This window comes from Bradyrhizobium sp. 482_C4_N1_8 (assembly GCF_052075965.1).
Classification (GTDB): domain Bacteria; phylum Pseudomonadota; class Alphaproteobacteria; order Rhizobiales; family Xanthobacteraceae; genus Bradyrhizobium; species Bradyrhizobium barranii.
Genome location: NZ_CP197231.1, coordinates 8,239,623 through 8,258,063, shown reverse-complemented (window position 1 = coordinate 8,258,063; position 18,441 = coordinate 8,239,623). Strand labels below are relative to the sequence as shown.

At 64.0% G+C, this 18,441-nt stretch carries 19 protein-coding genes; 14 read left to right on the top strand and 5 right to left on the bottom strand.

Annotation, left to right across the window (positions count from 1 at the left end; all coding sequences use genetic code 11):
- Positions 1 to 48: 48 nt before the first annotated feature.
- Complete coding sequence (locus tag AB7Z56_RS39175; RefSeq protein ID WP_063985755.1) at positions 49 to 1,221, bottom strand: acetyl-CoA C-acetyltransferase; 1,173 nt, start codon at positions 1,219 to 1,221, stop codon at positions 49 to 51.
- A gap of 238 nt (positions 1,222 to 1,459) precedes the next feature.
- Here AB7Z56_RS39175 and AB7Z56_RS39170 point away from each other — a divergent pair, with 238 nt between their 5' ends.
- From AB7Z56_RS39170 to AB7Z56_RS39135, 8 genes are all read left to right on the top strand, one after another.
- On the top strand, positions 1,460 to 2,038 hold the full coding sequence (locus AB7Z56_RS39170; protein WP_231143663.1) for a TetR family transcriptional regulator: 579 nt from the start codon (positions 1,460 to 1,462) through the stop codon (positions 2,036 to 2,038).
- A gap of 55 nt (positions 2,039 to 2,093) precedes the next feature.
- Positions 2,094 to 2,852, top strand: a complete 759-nt coding sequence (locus tag AB7Z56_RS39165) for an SDR family NAD(P)-dependent oxidoreductase (RefSeq protein WP_063985753.1) — start codon at positions 2,094 to 2,096, stop codon at positions 2,850 to 2,852.
- 185 nt (positions 2,853 to 3,037) lie between these two features.
- A complete protein-coding gene (locus tag AB7Z56_RS39160) occupies positions 3,038 to 3,844 on the top strand; it encodes an enoyl-CoA hydratase/isomerase family protein (RefSeq protein ID WP_063985752.1) in 807 nt (268 codons plus the stop codon).
- Between the two features lie 44 nt (positions 3,845 to 3,888).
- Positions 3,889 to 5,760, top strand: coding sequence for an AMP-binding protein (locus AB7Z56_RS39155; protein ID WP_063985751.1), 1,872 nt, complete (start codon positions 3,889 to 3,891; stop codon positions 5,758 to 5,760).
- Positions 5,761 to 5,918: 158 nt separating this feature from the next.
- The gene (locus AB7Z56_RS39150; RefSeq protein ID WP_441256776.1) at positions 5,919 to 7,046 is read left to right on the top strand and encodes an acyl-CoA dehydrogenase family protein; all 1,128 of its coding nucleotides are present in this window, start codon (positions 5,919 to 5,921) and stop codon (positions 7,044 to 7,046) included.
- A 119-nt stretch (positions 7,047 to 7,165) separates the two neighbouring features.
- Positions 7,166 to 8,410, top strand: a complete 1,245-nt coding sequence (locus AB7Z56_RS39145; RefSeq protein ID WP_063985749.1) for an acyl-CoA dehydrogenase — start codon at positions 7,166 to 7,168, stop codon at positions 8,408 to 8,410.
- A 123-nt stretch (positions 8,411 to 8,533) separates the two neighbouring features.
- Entirely contained in the window at positions 8,534 to 9,778 is a 1,245-nt protein-coding gene (locus tag AB7Z56_RS39140; RefSeq protein ID WP_231143661.1) for an acyl-CoA dehydrogenase, read from the top strand.
- A 136-nt stretch (positions 9,779 to 9,914) separates the two neighbouring features.
- The gene (locus tag AB7Z56_RS39135; protein WP_063985747.1) at positions 9,915 to 10,616 is read left to right on the top strand and encodes a nitroreductase; all 702 of its coding nucleotides are present in this window, start codon (positions 9,915 to 9,917) and stop codon (positions 10,614 to 10,616) included.
- Positions 10,617 to 10,713: 97 nt separating this feature from the next.
- On the opposite strand, the gene AB7Z56_RS39130 is transcribed toward AB7Z56_RS39135, so the two are convergent.
- The gene (locus AB7Z56_RS39130) at positions 10,714 to 11,262 is read right to left on the bottom strand and encodes a sigma-70 family RNA polymerase sigma factor (RefSeq protein WP_014491704.1); all 549 of its coding nucleotides are present in this window, start codon (positions 11,260 to 11,262) and stop codon (positions 10,714 to 10,716) included.
- Positions 11,262 to 11,492 (bottom strand): NepR family anti-sigma factor, encoded by a 231-nt coding sequence (locus AB7Z56_RS39125; RefSeq protein ID WP_063986724.1) that lies wholly within the window; start codon positions 11,490 to 11,492, stop codon positions 11,262 to 11,264. Before AB7Z56_RS39125 ends, AB7Z56_RS39130 begins: the two co-directional genes overlap by 1 nt.
- A gap of 221 nt (positions 11,493 to 11,713) precedes the next feature.
- Between AB7Z56_RS39125 and AB7Z56_RS39120 the strand changes: the two genes are divergently transcribed.
- Positions 11,714 to 12,520, top strand: coding sequence for a response regulator (locus AB7Z56_RS39120; protein ID WP_014491706.1), 807 nt, complete (start codon positions 11,714 to 11,716; stop codon positions 12,518 to 12,520).
- Between the two features lie 82 nt (positions 12,521 to 12,602).
- Here the strand turns inward: AB7Z56_RS39120 and AB7Z56_RS39115 are convergent, their stop codons facing one another.
- Positions 12,603 to 13,472, bottom strand: coding sequence for an energy transducer TonB family protein (locus tag AB7Z56_RS39115; RefSeq protein ID WP_063985746.1), 870 nt, complete (start codon positions 13,470 to 13,472; stop codon positions 12,603 to 12,605).
- 179 nt (positions 13,473 to 13,651) lie between these two features.
- Between AB7Z56_RS39115 and AB7Z56_RS39110 the strand changes: the two genes are divergently transcribed.
- The 5 genes from AB7Z56_RS39110 to AB7Z56_RS39090 all read left to right on the top strand — a co-directional run bounded on the left by AB7Z56_RS39110 (position 13,652) and on the right by AB7Z56_RS39090 (position 17,678).
- The gene (locus tag AB7Z56_RS39110) at positions 13,652 to 14,266 is read left to right on the top strand and encodes a nuclear transport factor 2 family protein (RefSeq protein WP_063985745.1); all 615 of its coding nucleotides are present in this window, start codon (positions 13,652 to 13,654) and stop codon (positions 14,264 to 14,266) included.
- Positions 14,267 to 14,530: 264 nt separating this feature from the next.
- Entirely contained in the window at positions 14,531 to 14,956 is a 426-nt protein-coding gene (locus AB7Z56_RS39105; RefSeq protein ID WP_071909388.1) for a hypothetical protein, read from the top strand.
- 135 nt (positions 14,957 to 15,091) lie between these two features.
- The gene (gene htpG / locus AB7Z56_RS39100; protein WP_063985743.1) at positions 15,092 to 16,969 is read left to right on the top strand and encodes a molecular chaperone HtpG; all 1,878 of its coding nucleotides are present in this window, start codon (positions 15,092 to 15,094) and stop codon (positions 16,967 to 16,969) included.
- 127 nt (positions 16,970 to 17,096) lie between these two features.
- Positions 17,097 to 17,375 (top strand): DUF3551 domain-containing protein, encoded by a 279-nt coding sequence (locus AB7Z56_RS39095; RefSeq protein WP_063985742.1) that lies wholly within the window; start codon positions 17,097 to 17,099, stop codon positions 17,373 to 17,375.
- A gap of 33 nt (positions 17,376 to 17,408) precedes the next feature.
- A complete protein-coding gene (locus AB7Z56_RS39090) occupies positions 17,409 to 17,678 on the top strand; it encodes a DUF3551 domain-containing protein (protein WP_063985741.1) in 270 nt (89 codons plus the stop codon).
- A gap of 44 nt (positions 17,679 to 17,722) precedes the next feature.
- Here the strand turns inward: AB7Z56_RS39090 and AB7Z56_RS39085 are convergent, their stop codons facing one another.
- A complete protein-coding gene (locus AB7Z56_RS39085; RefSeq protein ID WP_063985740.1) occupies positions 17,723 to 18,436 on the bottom strand; it encodes an SGNH/GDSL hydrolase family protein in 714 nt (237 codons plus the stop codon).
- Positions 18,437 to 18,441 lie beyond the last annotated feature (5 nt).

Here is an 18,441-nt window from a genome sequence, read left to right as displayed (position 1 = left end):
GGGTCCCGGCTTTCGCCGGGACGACACCGTTAGTGTGGCAGCAGCAGCTTACAGCCGCTCCACGATCGTTACATTCGCCATGCCGCCGCCTTCGCACATGGTCTGAAGACCATAGCGCTTGCCGCGCTGGTGCAGGGCGTGGACCAGTGTGGTCATCAACTTGGTGCCGGAGCCGCCGAGCGGATGACCGAGCGCGATGGCGCCGCCATTGACGTTGAGGCGGGCTGGATCGGCGCCGGTGGTCTTGAGCCAGCCGGTCGGCACCGAGGCGAAGGCCTCGTTGACCTCGAACAGGTCGATGTCGTCGATCGTCATGCCGGCCTTCTCCAGCGCGCGCTTGGTGGCGTGCAGCGGAGCATCGAGCATGATGACGGGATCGCCGCCGGTCATGGTCATGTGATGGATGCGCGCCAGCGGCGTGAGGCCGAGCTGCTTGAGGCCGCGCTCGTTCACCACCATGACACCGGAGGCGCCGTCGCAGATCTGGCTGGCGCTCGCCGCCGTCAGCTTGCCGTTCTCGGCAATCAGCTTGACGCCCTTGATGCCGTCGAGCGTGGCGTCGAAGCGGATGCCTTCGTCGATGTGATGGGTGTCCTTGCTGCCGTCGGCGCGGGTGATCTCGAGCGGCACGATCTCCTTCTTGAAGTGGCCGGCTTGCGTCGCTGCGATCGCGCGCTGATGGCTGTTGTAGGAGTATTCGTCGAGATCATTCTTCGACAGGCCGTACTTCTCGGCCATCATCTCCGCGCCGGTGAACTGGCTGAACACGATGTTCGGATATTTGTGCTCGATGCCCGGGCTCTTGTAATTGCCAAAGCCGTTCTTGGCCGGAAGCTGCGAGGACAGGCCCATCGGCACGCGCGTCATCGATTCCACGCCGGCGGCGATCACCACGTCCATCGTGCCGGACATCACGGCTTGCGCGGCGAAGTGCAGCGCCTGCTGCGAGGAGCCGCACTGCCGGTCGATCGAGGTGCCCGGAACGCTCTCCGGCAGCTTCGAGGCCATGATCGCGTTGCGCGCGACGTTGTTGGACTGCTCGCCGACCTGCATCACGCAGCCCATGATCACGTCCTCGACCAGGGCGGGATCGACCTTGGTGCGATCGACCAGTTCGTCCAGCACCTTCGCGGCGAGATCGGCCGGATGCCAGCCGGCGAGGCGGCCCCCCTTGCGCCCGCCCGCGGTACGCGCAGCGGCGACGATGTAAGCCTCGGCCATGTCGGTCTCTCCCTGGATTGTTCTCTATCGAGTTTGGATTGTCGCGGCGGATTTAATGGGCGCGATATCGTTTAGTCAATCGATCAATTAACTCTTGTGATGAGGCGCTGCTTCGGCTTATCTGCGGCCGCTTCAAGCGGCGAGAACAGGGAACTCCGTGACTACCAGCGTACCGAACAGGCTCCCCAGCGGAAAGAATTCCACGGCAGAGAAATTGCTCGTGGCCGCGAGCGAGCTGATGATCGAACGCTCGTCGATCGAGATCTCGCTGTCCGACATCGCCCAGAAGTCGGGCGCCAATGCCGCGCTGGTCAAATATCATTTCGGCAACAAGGACGGCCTCTTGCTGGCGCTGCTCGCGCGCGATGCCGCGACCGAGATGTCAAATCTCGAATATCTGCTGGCGCAACCGATCACATCGACGGCGAAGCTGAAGCTGCACATCGCCGGCATCATCCGCGCCTATTACCGGTTCCCCTACATGAATCGGCTGATTCACTATCTGCTGCATGAGACCAATGCCGGCTCTGCCGACGAAGTCTCAAAGTTCTTCGTCGCGCCGCTGCTGGATTTCCATCGCCGCCTGCTCACTGAGGGCGTCAGCCGCGGCGAGTTCCGTGCCACCGATCCGGTGCTGTTCTACACCAGCCTGATCGGCGCCTGCGATCACCTGTTCTTTGGCCGGCACGCGATGTCTCGCGCGACCGGCGTCGGTCCGGTCACCGATGACGTATGCCGGCAATACATCAAGCACATGGAAACGCTGATTTGCGGTGGCATCCTCACGCAAGCCGAGGAAGCTGCCGCGGCCGGATAATCCGGCCGAGACGTACAAGTCTAGAGAAGAAACGCCCAAGGAAAGGTAGCCTGTCATGGAATTGAAAGACGTAGCCGTTCTCATCACCGGTGGTGGTTCGGGTCTTGGTGAAGCGACCGCGCGCGCCATGGCCGCCAAGGGCGCCAAGATTGGTGTGATCGATCAGAACAAGGACAATGCAGAGAAGGTCGCTACCGAAGTGAAGGGCGTCGCGCTTCATGCCGACGTCACCAGCGAGGAGCAGATCAAGGCAGCAATCGCGAAGGCGGAAGCCGCGCACGGCGTCGCGCGCGTGCTGATGAACTGCGCCGGCATCGGCGGCTCGCAGCGCATCGTCGGCCGCGACGGCATCTATCCGCTCGAAAAGTTTGCGCGCATCATCAACGTCAATCTGATCGGCACCTTCAACTGCCTGCGTCTGTTCGCCGAGCGCCTCGTCACGATCGAGCCCGTCGGAGAAGAGCGCGGCGTCATTATCAACACTGCCTCGGTGGCCGCCTATGAAGGCCAGATTGGCCAGATCGCCTACTCGGCCTCGAAGGGCGGCGTCGTCGGCCTAACGCTGCCGGCCGCGCGCGACCTCGCCAGCCAGAAGATCCGCGTCAACACCATTGCGCCCGGCCTGTTCTTCACGCCGTTGTTGATGGGTCTGAATGAAGAAGCCCGCAAGAGCCTCGGTGCCCAGGTGCCGCATCCCTCGCGCCTCGGCGATGCCAAGGAATACGGCTCGCTCGCGGTGCATATCGTCGAGAACGCGATGCTCAACGGCGAGACCATCCGTCTCGACGGAGCCATCCGTATGGCGCCGCGGTAGTAGATGCGCTCTTCCTTCTCCCCTCGTGGGAGAAGGTGGCGCGAAGCGCCGGATGAGGGGTCTCTATCCGCGGAGACAGACCCCTCACCCCGGCGAGTATGTGGCTAGCGATGTACATGCCCTCTCCCGCAAGGGGAGAGGGCACAATAATCGGCACCGCCAAGACCGGTAAGCAGGAGCGCACCATGTCCCAACCGCTGCTGATCGAGCACAACGACGGCGTCGATACGGTGACGCTCAATCGTCCTGAAAACCTCAATGCCCTCGATCCCGCGCTGATCGATGCGCTCAACGTCTATTTCCAGGGCCTCCAGCGCAACCGCGACACGCGCGTCGTCGTGCTGAAAGGCGCCGGCAAGAATTTTTGCGCCGGCCTCGACCTCAAAGCGGCGATGGCCCGCCGCGCCGGGCAGCAGGAGCCGCCCGGTGTCACCGAGTCGCTCGACTCGCAGCGCCGCATCGCCGACATCGTGATGCTGATGCGGCGTTGTCCGCAGCCGATCATCGCTCTGGTACAGGGCGCGGCGGCCGGCGGCGGGTTCGCGCTGGCGCTTGCCTCCGACATCCGCATCGCGACGAAGTCGGCGCGGATGAACTGCGCCTTCATCAAGCTCGGCCTCGGCGGCTGCGACATCGGCACCAGCTACTTTCTGCCGCGGCTCGTCGGCGTCTCTGTGGCGTCCGAATTGATCCTGACCGGACGTTTCATCGGCGCCGAGCGCGCGCTCGCGGTTGGGCTCGTGTCCGAGGTCGTCGATGAAGATAAGCTCGATGCTGCTGCTGCGCCCTATGTCGATGCGATGATGACGGCGTCGCCCGTGGGACTGCGCCTGTCAAAAGAATGTCTCAACATGAGCGTCGATGCGGGATCGCTGGAAACCGTTATCGCGATAGAGGACCGCAACCAGGTCCTGTGCAGTCGCTCCGAGGAATTTTCGGAAGGCATCAGGGCCTTCCTTGAGAAGCGAAAGCCTGTCTATATCAGGCGCTGAAACGAGAACGATCCGCAAAGGACGATAATTCCGGGAGACGCAAAATGAGTGGAAGTGCGGCGGCCGTGATGACGAAGCCCGCCTTTCGCAAGGTCGAGTGGCTCGCGCGCGACATCGACGTCGAGCGGCGCGACGACGGCACGGTGGTGCTGAAGTCGCGCATTCCGCTGCAAGCCTACGAGACGCATCTTCCGGCCTCGCTGGCGAAATGGGCCAGGCAAGCGCCTGAGCGCATCTGGCTCGCGCAGCGCGGCGGAGCGAACCGCGAATGGCGCAAGGTCTCCTACGGTGAGGCCAAGCGCACCGTGGATGCGCTGACGCAGGCGCTGCTTAATCTCAGGCTCGAGGGACGCCCGGTCACGATCCTCTCCGGCAATTCGATCGAGCACGCGCTGATGACGCAGGCCGCGATGCAGGCGCGCTTGCCAGCAGCGCCGGTGTCGCCGGCCTACTCGCTGATGAGCCATGACCACGTCAAGCTGAAGTATCTGTTCGACCTGATCAAGCCGGCCGTGGTGATGGTGCAGGACGGCCCGACCTTCGAGAAGGCGCTGAACGCACTCGACCTCACCGGCGTCACCGTCGTTCACGTCGCTCGTCCCTGCGACGGCATCACGAGCGTCAGCTTTGCCGAGCTCGCGGCAACGTCCGTGACCGCCGATGTCGAAGCATCGATCGCGAAGATCACGCCGCAGACCGTGGGCAAGCTGTTGTTCACCTCCGGCTCGACCGGCATGCCCAAGGCGGTCATCAACACGCAAGAGATGATGTGCGCCAATGCGGCGATGATGATGCAGGTGCGGCCGCGCGATCCCGGCGGTCCGATCTCGACCATGCTGGACTGGATGCCATGGAACCACACCATGGGCGGCAATGCGGCGTTTCACCCGGTGCTGGTCGACGGTGGCACGCTCTATATCGATGACGGCCGGCCGATGCCGGGCCAGTTCGAGGAGACGCTGCGGAATCTGCGCGAGATCTCGCCGACCTATTACGCCAACGTGCCGGCCGGCTATGCCGCGCTCGCGGCGGCCATGGAGAAGGACGATGCGCTGTGCCGCTCGTTCTTCAAGAACCTGTCGATCATGGCCTATGGCGGCGCGCGGCTGCCCGACGATCTCTATGAGCGCATGCAGGCGCTCGCGGTGAAGACGACCGGCGAGCGCATCGTGTTCTACACCGGCTGGGGCTCGACCGAGACGGCGCCGACCTCGACCGGCACCTATTGGGACACCGAGCGCGTCGGCCTGATCGGCCTGCCGTTCCCCGGCGTCGAATTGAAGATGGTGCCGTGCGGCTCAAAATACGAGCTGCGCCTGCGCGGCGTCAACGTCACGCCCGGCTATTTCGGCCAGCCGGACCTGACGAAGAAGATGTTCGACGAGGAAGGTTTTTACTGCATCGGCGATGCCGGCATCTTCGTCGACGATGCCGATCCGGTGAAGGGCATCATCTTCGCCGGCCGCGTCGTAGAGGACTTCAAGCTCACCACCGGCACCTTCGTCCATGTCGGATCGCTCCGCACTGACGCGATCGCCGCGGCGACGCCCGTTGTGCATGACGCGCTGGTTGCCGGGCAGGATCAATGCTCGATCGGTCTGCTGGCATGGCCGAACCTGCACGCCTGTCGCCAGCTCGTCGGCAATCTCGAGCTGAGCTTCGAGGACGCGGTGAAACATCCCGAGGTGATCGCCTGCTTCAGACGTGGCCTCGAAGCACACAACACGGAGTGTGGCGGCGCCAGCAGCCGCGCTATCGCGCGCGCAATGCTGATGGCCGAGCCGCCCTCCATCGACGGCAATGAACTCACCGACAAGGGCTACATCAACCAGCGCGCCGGCCTGGAGCGCCGTGCGGCGCTGGTGAAGCGGCTCTATGCGGACAAGCCTGATCAGGATGTGATCGTGCTGCGATGAATGCGCAACTCTCTCAACTCGTCATTCCGGGATGGCCCGAAGGGCCAGGCCCGGAATCCATAACCCCGGCTGGTGGATATGGATTCCGGGCTCGCGCTCCGCGCGCCCCGGAATGACGGCGCAAATAAATGACAACGAATAAATAAGGGTAGCCCGCCATGAACTTCGATTTCTCCGACGACCAGAAACAGCTCCGCGACCAGGCGCGCAAATTCCTCACCGAAAAATGCTCGCCGAAGGCGGTGCGCGTCGTGCTCGACGGCAAGGCGCCCTACGACAAGGACCTCTGGAAAGGCCTCGCCGAGATGGGCTTTCTCGGTGTCGCGATCCCAGAGGAGTTCGGTGGCGCTGGCGCGGGCCATCTCGAGCTCTGCGTGATCGCGGAGGAGATGGGCCGGGCGAATGCGCCGGTGCCGTTCTCCTCGACAGTGTATCTTGCCGCCGAAGCGCTGCTGATCGCGGGCAGTGATGCCCAGAAGAAGAAATGGCTGCCGGCGATTGCCTCGGGCGAGGCGATCGGCACGCTGGCGCTGTTCGAGGGCAAGGGCAATCCGTCGCCGAAGAACGTCAAGCTCACCGCTGCGAATGGCGTGCTCAACGGCGTGAAGAAGCCGGCCGCGGATGGTGCGATCGCCGACTTCGCTGTCGTCGCCGCGCGCACCGGATCGGGCGGTCGCGACGGCGACATCTCGCTGTTCCTCGTCGACCTCAAGGCCGGTGGCGTCGAGGTGAAGAGCCTCACCAATCTCGATCCGACCCGCGGACAGGCCGAGATCACGTTTAAGGATTGCAAGGCCGAGCCGCTGGGAGCTGCGGGTGAAGGCTGGAGCATTTTGACCCAGGTGCTCGATCGCGCGGCGGTGCTGTGCGCATTCGAGCAGGTCGGCGGCTCCGACCGCGCGCTCGAAATGGGCCGCGACTACGCGCTCGACCGCATCGCCTTCGGCCGCCAGATCGGCTCGTTCCAGGCGGTCAAGCACATGCTCGCGGACATGTATGTGTCGGCGACGCTGGCGCGCTCCAACAGCTATTACGGCGCCTGGGCGCTCTCGACCAACGCGGCCGAGCTGCCGGAAGCCGCCGCCGCCGCGCGCATCAGCGCGACGCAGGCGTTCCAGCATTGCGCCAAGAACAACATCCAGGTTCACGGCGGTATGGGATTCACCTGGGAGTTCGACTGTCACATGTACTACCGCCGCGCCAACGCCATGGCGCTCGGGCTCGGCAGCCTGTCCTATTGGGAAGACCAGTTGATCGACCGCATGCGCAAGAAGAACGCGGCGTAACGACAGGTGATTTGTAGGATGGGTAGAGCGTAGCGAAACCCATCATGACGCGGGTGGTCTGACAGATGGGTTTCGCTTCGCTCTACCCATCCTACGACGCCGGCGAAGGATGACAGACCATGAATTTCGACGACACCCCGCAGGAAGCCGAATTCCGCGCCACCGCCCGCGCCTGGATCGGCGCGAACGCGCCCAGGCAGTACGAGGAAGAGCTGCGCAAATCCTCGCTCGGCCGCACCCAGCTCAAGAACGCCAATATTCTCGAGGTCGCCAAGGCCTGGCAGAAGAAGAAGGCCGATGCCGGCTGGGCCTGCCTGCACTGGCCGAAGGAGTATGGCGGGCGCGGCTCGTCGCCGATCGAGCGCGTGATCTGGCAGCAGGAAGAGGGGCCGTTCGGCCAGCTGTCCCGCATGTTCATCATCGGCCATGGCATGTGCGGGCCGACCATGATGGCGTTCGCCCGCGAGGAGCATAAGCGCACGTACCTCCCGCCGCTCGCATCCGGCGAAAAGGTCTGGTGCCAGCTGTTCTCCGAGCCGGCCGGCGGCTCCGACGTCGCGGGCCTGCACACGCGCGCGGAAAAGGACGGCGACGACTGGGTCATCAACGGCCAGAAGATCTGGACGTCGGGCGCGCATTATTCCGACTATGGCATCCTGCTGACCCGCACCGATCCGACCGTGCCCAAGCACAAGGGCCTCACCATGTTCTTCCTGGACATGAAGAGCCCGGGCGTCGAGGTGCGGCCGATCAAGCAGGCGAGCGGTGCATCCGACTTCAACGAGGTCTATTTCACCAATGTCCGTATTCCCGACCATCAGCGCCTCGGCGAGGTCGGTGACGGCTGGAACGTCTCGCTGACCACGCTGATGAACGAGCGCAGCGCGATCGGCGCGGCCGTCTCGACCGGCTTCCCGGAGCTGTTCGAATATTGCTCCAGCCTGATGCTCGACGACGGCCCGGCGATCGAGGATCGCGCTGTACGCTCGAAGCTCGCGAACTGGGCGGTGAAGGCGAGCGGGCTGAAGTACACCAGCATGCGCGCGATCTCGGCGCTGTCGAAGGGCGAGCGCCCGGGTCCGGAGAATTCCATCGGCAAGCTGGTGGCGGGCTCGATGATCCAGGACGTCGCGACCTACGCGCTGGACCTGCAGGGTGCGAACGGCGTGATCAGCGGCGAGGATGGCGAACTCGCCGGCCGTTTCCAGGCGATGCTCTTGCGCGCGCCGGGCACGCGCGTCGAAGGCGGCACCGACGAGATCATGCGCAACATCATCGCCGAGCGGGTGCTGGGCCTGCCCGGCGATATCAGGGTCGACAAGGACGTGCCGTTCAACAAGATCCCGACGAAGGGAAGAGGCTAGAGTCGTAGGGTGGGCAAAGGCGCGTAGCGCCGTGCCCACCAATTCTGTCGAGAACGAGGGAAGGTGGTGGGCACGCTTCGCTTTGCCCACCCTACGCACCGAGCAAGAATTGAGAGGTTCGCCATGAATTTCGACGACACCCCGCAGGAAGCCGCTTTCCGCGAGACCGCGCGCAAATGGGTCGAGGCCAATGCGCCGAGGGAGTTGCATGCCGAGCTGTCAAAATCCTCGCTCGGCCGCATCCGGCTGGCCAATCATGACATCGTCGATGTCGGCAAGGCCTGGCAGAAGAAGAAGTTCGAAGGCAATTGGGCCTGCCTGCACTGGCCGAAGGAATATGGCGGCCGCGACGCCACGCCGATCGAGAAGGTGATCTGGCAGCAGGAGGAGGGCGTCTACGGCAAGCTGACGCAACCGTTCCAGATCGGCGAGGGCATGTGCGGCCCGACCGTGATGGCTTTTGGCAGCGAGGACGCCAAGCGCCGCCATCTGCCGAAGCTCGCCTCCGGCGAGGAGATCTGGTGCCAGCTGTTTTCCGAGCCGTCCGCCGGCTCCGACGTCGCGGGGCTGCGCACCCGCGCGGAGAAGAAGGGCGACAATTGGGTCGTCAACGGCCAGAAGATCTGGACCTCCGGCGCGCATTATTCCGACTTCGGTCTGTTGATCGCGCGGACCGATCCGAACGTGCCCAAGCACAAGGGCCTCACCATGTTCTTCCTGGACATGAAGAGCCCGGGCGTCGAGGTTCGCCCGATCAAGCAGGCCAACGGCATGCAGGAGTTCAACGAGGTCTATTTCACCGATGTGGTGATCCCCGACAGCCAGCGCCTCGGCGCCGTCGGCGAGGGCTGGAGCGTGTCACTGACGACGCTGATGAACGAGCGGATGTCGATCGGCTCGCGGCTTGCGACCGGCGTCCCTGAAATGTTCGAGTTCTGCTCCAATCTGATGCTCGAGGACGGGCTCGCCATCGACGATCCCGCCGTGCGCTCGAAGCTCGCGAGCTGGGCGGTGAAGTCGAGCGGGCTGAAATACACCAGCTACCGCGCGATCTCGGCGCTCTCGAAGGGCGATCGGCCGGGGCCGGAGAATTCGATCGGCAAGTTGGTGTCGGGCATGATGCTCCAGGACATCGCGACCTACGCCATGGACCTCCAGGGCGCGGCCGGTGTTCTCACCGGCACCGACGAGGAGACGGTGCAGGGGCAGTTCCAGCAGATGCTGCTGTCCTCGCCCTCGATGCGCATCGCTGGCGGCACCGACGAGATCTTGCGCAACATCATCGCCGAGCGCGTGCTGGGATTGCCGGGCGACATTCGCGTCGACAAGGACGTGCCGTATAACAAGATCCCGACCAAGGGTCGGTGATCCAGCCTCTCGCTGTATCGCGTAGGGTGGGCAAAGCGAAGCGTGCCCACCATATGCAGATGCGCCGGGGTAAGTCTGTCGGTGGGCACGGCGCTATCGCGCCTTTGCCCACCCTACGAGGAGCGCGAGCTAATTCATGGATGCAAAAGTGAGCCAGACCCAGGACCGCATCGGCGTGCTCGAAGAGCTCCTCAACGAGCGCTACTCCGTCCGCGCCTTCTTGGCCAAGGAGGTCGACCGCGCGACCATCGAGCATGTGCTGACCACCGCGCAGCGCACCGCGTCCTGGTGCAACAGCCAGCCCTGGCAGGTCATCATCGCCAGTGGCGCGGCCAAGGAGCGCTTCCGCCAGGCGATCTACAAGGAAGCGTCGGGCGGATTGGGTGACGATTACGATTTCACGCCACCTCGCGAGTATGCCGGCGTCTATCTCGAACGCCGCCGCGAGAGCGGCTTTCAGCTCTACAACACGCTCGGCATCGCCCGCGGCGACAAGATGGCTTACGCAAAACAGGCGCTGGAGAATTACAATTTCTTCGGTGCGCCGCATGTCGCGATCATTCACACCGACGAGCCGCTCGGCATCTACGGTGCGATCGATTGCGGCGCTTATGTCTCGAATTTCATGCTGGCCGCGCAGGCGCTCGGGCTCGGCACCATTCCGCAGGCGGCGCTCGCGCGCCATTCCGGGCTGATCCGCCGCCACTTCAATCTGCCCGACGACCGCCGCGTCGTCTGCGGCATCTCGTTCGGCTATGCCGACGACGCCCACAAGGTCAACAGCTACCGCACCTCGCGCGCGAGCGTCGCCGACACCGCCACGTTCGCGGACGAATGATCCCGTCTCGCGCGCGCCATCCGGCTTTCACACACGCGCAAAGGCGGCCGCAGAAACGGCCGCCTTCACATTCGTCTCGGTCCGGTTGACGCGGCCGCTATCCGCCGCTGCCGCCGATCACGGCGCGCACGGTCTCGTCGGGCCCGAAGTCCTCGGCGCCATCGACATAAAGCAGCGCAGCGAGCTTCGAGCGCGCGCGATTGACGCGGCTCTTGATCGTGCCGACGGCACAGCCGCAGATCGAAGCTGCGTCCTCATAGGAGAAGCCGGAGGCGCCGACCAGGATCAAGGCCTCGCGCTGGTCCTGCGGAAGCTTCTCGAGCGCGCCGCGGAACTCCTCGAACTCGAGATGCGCGTTCTGCGACGGCTGCGTCTTCAGCGTCTTGGCATAGTTGCCCTCGGCATCCTCCACCTCCCGCCGCCGCTTGCGATAGTCGGAGCGGAACAGATTGCGAAGGATCGTGAACAGCCACGCCGGCAGGTTGGAGCCGGGCTGGAACGAGTCGATGTTGGCGAGCGCACGCAGAAGCGTTTCCTGCACCAGATCGTCGGCGCGGTCGGCATTGCCGCTCAGCGAGATCGCGAACGCGCGCAGACTTGGCACGGCCGCGAGGATGTCGTCACGAAGGGAGTCCGTGAGAGGCATTAATCCCTCCCATTGTTGTCGTTGGAGCCCCTGTCAGGTTCCACTTGGGGTGCGCCTCCGGGCGCATCAAGCTTCTTGATCAGTTCCGCGAACCGGTCCGGAACCCCCTGCCGCACCACGTCGTCGTACATGGCGCGCAGCTGGTGGCCGATCCGGGACTGAATCTCCGGAGTGAGGCCTCCCTTGCCGGGGGTCGTGCTTTTGCTGGCTTGAGACTTGAGATCTTTCATGACCTGTTCCACGTTTCCCCGAGTTAAGTAACTGTAAAATCGAGAAGTTCTCTCAACCGGGAGCCGTTCCCTGAATAGGCACAATTCCAGGTTCGACAAAAAGTTCCCAGATAAGCGGAACTTTTCTTGGCGTGAGGCGTAGACAGCCCAGCAGGGGAACCCGGGCCTCCCCGCTTGTTGCCTGGTTCGTCAAGGTTGGCCCGAAGATGAATGGAGTGGGGATGTCCCGTTCGCAGCTTGTTGCTGAACACTTGCCGTTGTTGCGCCGGTACGCGCGCGCCCTGACGGGCAGCCAGGCCTCCGGTGACGCCTATGTCGCAGCCATGTTGGAAGCGATGCTCGGAGATCCGTCCGTGCTCGACGAGAGCCACGGTCCGCGCGCCGGCCTGTTCCGGCTGTTCACCCAGATATGGAATTCGGTCTCCGTCAACGACGATGCCGAGGTAACGACCTTGCCGATGCCGCCGGAGCGGCGGCTGTCGAACATCACGCCGCTGCCGCGGCAGGCATTCCTGCTGCTCTCGCTCGAAGGATTCTCGGAAGAGGAAGTCGGCTACATCCTCGGCACCGACGTCGCCGAGACGCGGCGGCTTGCCGATGCCGCGGGACGCGAGATGGCGGCCGAGATTGCGACCGACGTGCTGATCATCGAGGACGAGACCTTCATCGCCATGGACCTCGAGAGCCTGGTGAAGAATCTCGGTCACAATGTCGTTGGTGTCGCGCGCACCCATGCCGATGCGGTGGCGCTGGCCAAGAACAAGCGGCCGGGCCTGATCCTCGCCGACATCCAGCTTGCCGACGGCTCGTCGGGCCTGGACGCCGTCAACGAGCTGCTCCGCACCTTCGAGGTGCCGGTGGTATTCATCACCGCCTATCCGGAGCGCTTCCTGACCGGCGAGCGCCCCGAGCCGGCGTTCCTGATCTCAAAGCCGTTCCAGCCCGCGATGGTGTCGGCGGTGGCGAGCCAGGCGCTGTTCTTCCAGCGCAATTCGCGCAACCGCGCGCCGAAGGCGCCGGCGGCGTAAGCAAGCCTCTATCGGACTAAGGAGACGGCGCGTCGCAAGGCGCGCCGTTTTTGCATCTGGCAGAGAGTTGTTCTGCTCTGCTTCAGCAGCCGCGGCAGATGCTGCGAAGCATGGAATTCAGCTTGGTATCGTCTGGCCCAGGGGACTTCGCATTCAGCCTGGCCTGGTCCTCGATCCAGGATTTGAGCAATTTTTCTCGTTCCGGCGACGGCCCTGGGTTTAGCCGCGTTCCGTCGAAGCTCATGAGGACGGTCACTCTCTGCAGGTCGTCCTTCGCCTCAGCGGGCGGTTTCGGGAATGGCACGGATCGCTCGACCATGGCGAGCGTTGCGGCATCTAGCGGCGCGAAGCCTGTGCTTTCTACCAGCACGTTCGAGATCAATTTGCCTGAACGATCGACCACGAACGTGACGCCGGTATCGCCCCTCTGACCGATCGCCTCCGGAGGAAATGCCCTGTGGCGCCAGACGTGTTGGGTGACCGTCTTGCGCCAGGCGGCCATGGGATCGGCCTCCGTGGAGGCGGGATCCGTGGAGGCGGGATCCGGCCTGCTCAGCACGACCCCTAAGGGCGGCACCTGAAATTGACGGCCGCTGAAGACAATCTGCACCGTGAAAGGGAACGAGTCCTCCTTGAGCTCCGAAGGTGGCGCCGGAAACGGTTCGGCGCGGGCGATGATCGCCAGCGCAGCATCGTCGAGCGACCGCGAGCCGGCGCTTTCAGCCAACGCCCGCGAGATCAACGTGCCCGACCGGTCGATGACGAATGTGACTCTGGCCTTGCCGGTTTGCCCCCGTGCTCCAACTGGAAAGAACCTGTTGCTTGCAATATGTGCCGACAGCCCCGCCTTCCAGGCTTTGACGGTCTCGCTCTGCGGTTCAGTCTGCGCATGTGCGGGGAACGCCGCCAACAATCCGAGAAGCGCGGCCAACAAGGGGAATTTCGTCTGCATCGGTGCGGATACTAATCGCGGTCAGGTTGATTGCAAGGCTCCCTACCCGTATCGCGCTCGCGCGGCTGTGGGCAATTCGAAGGGCTGGGAAGCCCGCTTGACGGCGGCCAAATTGCCTCGTTCATACGTCGGGTCGATGACATCAATCGCGACCTCGAGCTGCCAGGAGATTTTTCATCATGGACCAGCAACTCCTCGACCGCCTCGCCATCCGCGACCTCGTCGAGAACTGGGCGGTGTGGCGCGACGCCGGCGACTGGGAGCGTTTCGCCACGGTCTGGCATGACGAGGGCTGGATGTCCGCCACCTGGTTTCAGGGGCCCGCGCGGGATTTCATGCGGGTCAGTCAGGAGGGGTTTGCCAAGGGCGTGCGCATCCTGCATTTCCTCGGCGGCACCAGCATTGATCTCGCAGGCGCGCGCGCCATTGCGCAAACCAAGATGACGATCTCGCAGCGTGCCCTGGTGCATGACGTGCTCTGCGACGTCGTCTGCACCGGACGCTTCTACGATTTCCTGGAGAAGCGGCATGACCAATCAGGCATTGGCAAATGGGGCATCGTCCGCCGCCAGCCGATCTACGAGAAGGACCGGATCGACCCGGTCGATCCCGCCGCAACGCTTCAACTCGACCAAAAAGCGCTCGCTGCGCTCCCCGAAGGCTACCGCCACCTCGCCTACATGCAGGAATTGATCGGCTACAAGGTCAAGCGCGACATGCCGGGCTTGATCGGCACTGAAGTCGAGAAGCTCTATGGCGAAGGGCGGGACTGGCTCGCGGGGAAGCCGAAGTGAGGCTCAGACAAAAGTAAGGCGCGACTGGCATCACCACAGTCGCGCCCTACGTCGCCGGCTTATGGGGCAGGGGGGAATAGCCGGCTGTTGAGACGACTCTCGGGCCTGAGAGTCGTTCCAGGCGGGTGAAAATTTTTTTGTGCGGCATTTTTATGCGGCCTGCGGTGAATTTCGCACACGGTTAAGTGATCTTAACAGCTGAGAACTGCCGGTCCTCCCATCGCGTTGTTCCCGCGATCGCCATGGGGCGAGGGATCGACAGCCATGTTGCAGATGCAAAAGGTATTTTTGGGTGTTGTCGCGATTGCCGCGACGCTTGGTGCCGTCCAGGTCGGTGCCGTCCAGCTGGCCTCCGGCCATGATCTGGCCGACCGCTGGCAGGCGGTCGCCGACAGGCCCACGCAAGATGCGGGTCACAACGTCAACCGTTCCGGCAAGGCCGACCGGTTCGCCGACGTCAAGCAGGCCCCGGTTCCCACCCGCACCGTGTCGATGCGGCTGAACGATCTGGCCGAGACGTCGGTGCTGCTGCGGGTCCGCGCGGTCATCGAGACCGGCAACGCCAAGCCGCCGGTGCTGCTCCAGAACCGGAAGCAGGGTCCCAAGAGGCCGACGATTGCCTGCGAGCCGATGGTCAGCTCCCTGACCGAGGTCGCAAAGCTGCTCCAGCCCGGCCGCTGTGTGACCTGATTCTTCTTCGCCGCCCTTGGCCGCCACGGACAAATCGCCTTCCCGCCGGGAGGGCGATAGTTCACGTCCACTTGATCCCCTATCCCCTCGCGTTATATCCCGGGTTTCTTTCCCCTTGATTGACCGGGTAAACGCATGACGACGTCAGATACGGCCGCGCATACGCAGCCTTTCCAGGCCGAGGTTTCCGAGCTTTTGCACCTCATGGTGCACTCCGTCTATTCCGAGACCGACATCTTCCTGCGCGAGCTCGTCTCCAACGCATCGGACGCCTGCGACAAACTGCGCTATGAAGCCATCGCCAGCCCGGCGCTGCTGGGCGAGGGCGACGCGCTCAAGATCCGGATCATCCCCAACAAGACGGCCGGAACGCTCACGATCGCCGACAACGGCATCGGCATGGAGCGCCAGGAGCTGATCGACCATCTCGGCACCATTGCCCGCTCCGGCACCAAGGCGTTCGTCTCGAAGCTGAAGGAGGCCAAGGACGGCCTCGGCCTGATCGGCCAGTTCGGGGTCGGCTTCTATTCCGCCTTCATGGTCGCCGAGAAGATCGTCGTCGTCAGCCGGCGTGCCGGCGAGAGCGACGTGTGGAGCTGGACGTCCTCCGGCGGCTCCGGCTTCGAGATCGCGCACGCAAGCGATGAGGAAGTGGCGCGCGTGGCACGCGGCACCGAGATCGTCCTGCACCTGAAGGACGACGCCAAGAAGTATCTCGAGACCTACGAGATCGAGCGCATCGTCAGTGCCTATTCCGACAACATCCTGTTCCCGATCGAGCTGGTGCCGGAAGAGGGCGAGCCGCGCCAGATCAACTCGGCGAGCGCGCTGTGGCAGCGTTCCAAGTCCGAGCTGACGGCCGAGGACTACAAGAAGGCCTATCAGCAGATCGCCTCCGCCTTCGACGATCCCGCGATGACGCTGCACTACCGCGCGGAAGGCCGCTATTCCTACGCCGTGCTGCTGTTCGCGCCGTCGACGAAGCCGTTCGACCTGTTCGAGCCGAACCGCAAGGGCAGGGTGAAGCTTTACGTCCGCCGCGTCTTCATCACCGACGATGCCGATCTGCTGCCCGGCTATCTCCGCTTCATCCGCGGCGTGGTCGACAGCGAAGATCTCCCGCTCAACATCTCGCGCGAGATGCTCCAGAACAATCCGCAGCTCGCGCAGATCCGGAAAGCCGTGGCGACCCGAGTCGTGTCCGAGCTGGAAAGCCTTGCCGACAAGGACCCGGAGAATTTTGCCAGGATCTGGGACGCCTTCGGCGCAGTGCTGAAAGAAGGCATCTACGAGGATTTCGAGCGGCGCGAAAAGCTGCTGTCCTTGTCGCGCTTCGCCACCACCTCGGGCGAGAAGCGTTCGCTGAAGGACGTCATCGCCGGTTTCAAGCCGAACCAGACCGAGATCTATTATCTCGTCGGCGACAGCATCGAGCGGCTGAAGTCCAATCCGCGGCTGGAAGCCGCGACCGCGCGCGGCATCGAGGTGCTGCTGCTGTCGGATCCGGTCGATGCCTTCTGGACCTCGATGCCATCGGAGTTTGACGGCAAGCCGCTGAAATCGCTGAGCCAGGGCGATCTCAATCTCGACCTGATCCCGCGCACCGACGAGGCCGACGAGGCGAAGAAGGACGAGCCGCAAGCCGACGAGGCCGCCACCATCGCGGTGATCAAGGCCGCGCTCGGCGAGCGCGTCAGCGACGTCAAGGTCTCGACGCGCCTCACCAGCTCCGCCTCCTGCCTCGTCGCCGACAGTCAGGGCCCGAGCCGCGAGCTCGAGCGCATCCTGTCGCAGCAGAACCGCGGCATGCGCACCAAGCCGATCCTCGAGATCAATCTGCGCCATCCGCTGGTGACGGCGATCACCGGGGCGCAGGCCGGCTCCAGGGCGGTCGACGATCTCAGTCTGATCCTGCTCGAACAGGCGCAGATCCTGGACGGCGAATTGCCCGAAGACCCTGCCGCGTTTGCGGCAAGGCTGAACCGGCTGGTCCTGCAGGGGCTGGGCGGGTAGCGCGCGCAGCGCACCCCGCTCACCTTGCCGTCATCCGCCGGAGGAACAGTCGCCTCCGGCGTGGTGTTATGCCATAGGAGGACGTCGGCATCAGATCCGACGCCGCCATCGATTCGAGGATGTCTCCATGCGCCTGCCTGTCCTGACCCTCACCGCGATTGCCACGCTGTTCGTGGCGGCAGATGCCGACGCCCAGACCTATGATCCGCGCTATCCGGTGTGCATGCACGTCTATACTTCGGGCGGCCGGGGCGGTGGCGGCGACTATTACGACTGCTCCTTCACCTCGATCCCGCAGTGCCGGGCCACGGCGTCGGGCCGCGCGGCGAGCTGCGATGTCAATCCCTATTACGCCTACAACGAACCGCCGCCGCCCCCGCGCAAGCGTCACAAGAAGGTGCAGTAGTTGTTCGCGATGCGGCACGCAGCAACATCCCTCATGCGTTTCTCATCCGGCCTGATCATCACCGTCGGCGCGCTGACCGCAGCTGCGCCGTCGCATGCGCAGACCTTTGATCCCAGCTATCCCGTCTGCATGCACGTCTATTCCGGCGCGAACGGCGGCGGCGGGGAGTGGTACGATTGCTCCTTCACGTCGCTGCCGCAGTGCCGCGCCACGGCGTCGGGCCGCGCCGCGACCTGCGATCTCAATCCGTATTATCCGGTCAATGTTGCGCCGCCGCGCCCACGCTACAGGCGAAGCGGCTAGCGCCCGCCACCCGTTCAGCTGCGAATCCGGCGGAGCGCGCAGAGCTAGGTGCCGTGAGGCGCCTTGTTGGCAGCGGCGACGATCGCGTCGGTCAATTGCCACGTCATCTTGTCCGTGGTCCAGTCGCTGGCGTGCAGTCTGCTATCATCGCCCGGGTCGACCATGCGGTCGAACGAAATCCTTGCGACATCGTACCAGCCCTTCATCAGCCCGAAGCGACCAAAGACGTTGACGCCCTTCACATGCGCGATCTCGCTGATCGCCTCGACCATGGCCTCCGTCTTTTTGAGCTTGGCCGGTGTCAGCAGCGCCGGCACATATTGAAGGTCCATCAGGATCACGTCGATCCGCTCGGCGTCGAGCAGCCGGTCGACACCTTCGCGGATGGCCTTCGTGGTGTCTGCGAACGAGGGAGGATTCTGATCGGCGGGTTGCCATACTGAATTGGTGCCGACCTGCCAGATGACGAGATCGGGATTCAGATCGAAGACGTCATGGTCGAACCGCTTGAGCTCAGCAGGGGCCTCTTCGCCGCCGACACCCCGGTTGATCACCTCGATTCCGACATTTGGATATTTGATCCGAAGATCCGCCAGCAGCCGCTGCGGATAGGGAGCGATGCCTCCTTCGCCCGCCGTGGTCGACGAGCCGATCGCAACCACCCTGGCCTGCCCACCCTTCACGCGGCCGGCGAAATTCGTCAGGCGCTGCTCGAACGGCGCGGCCTGGACCGGAAACTCTGACGGATCGTGAGCCACGGGAC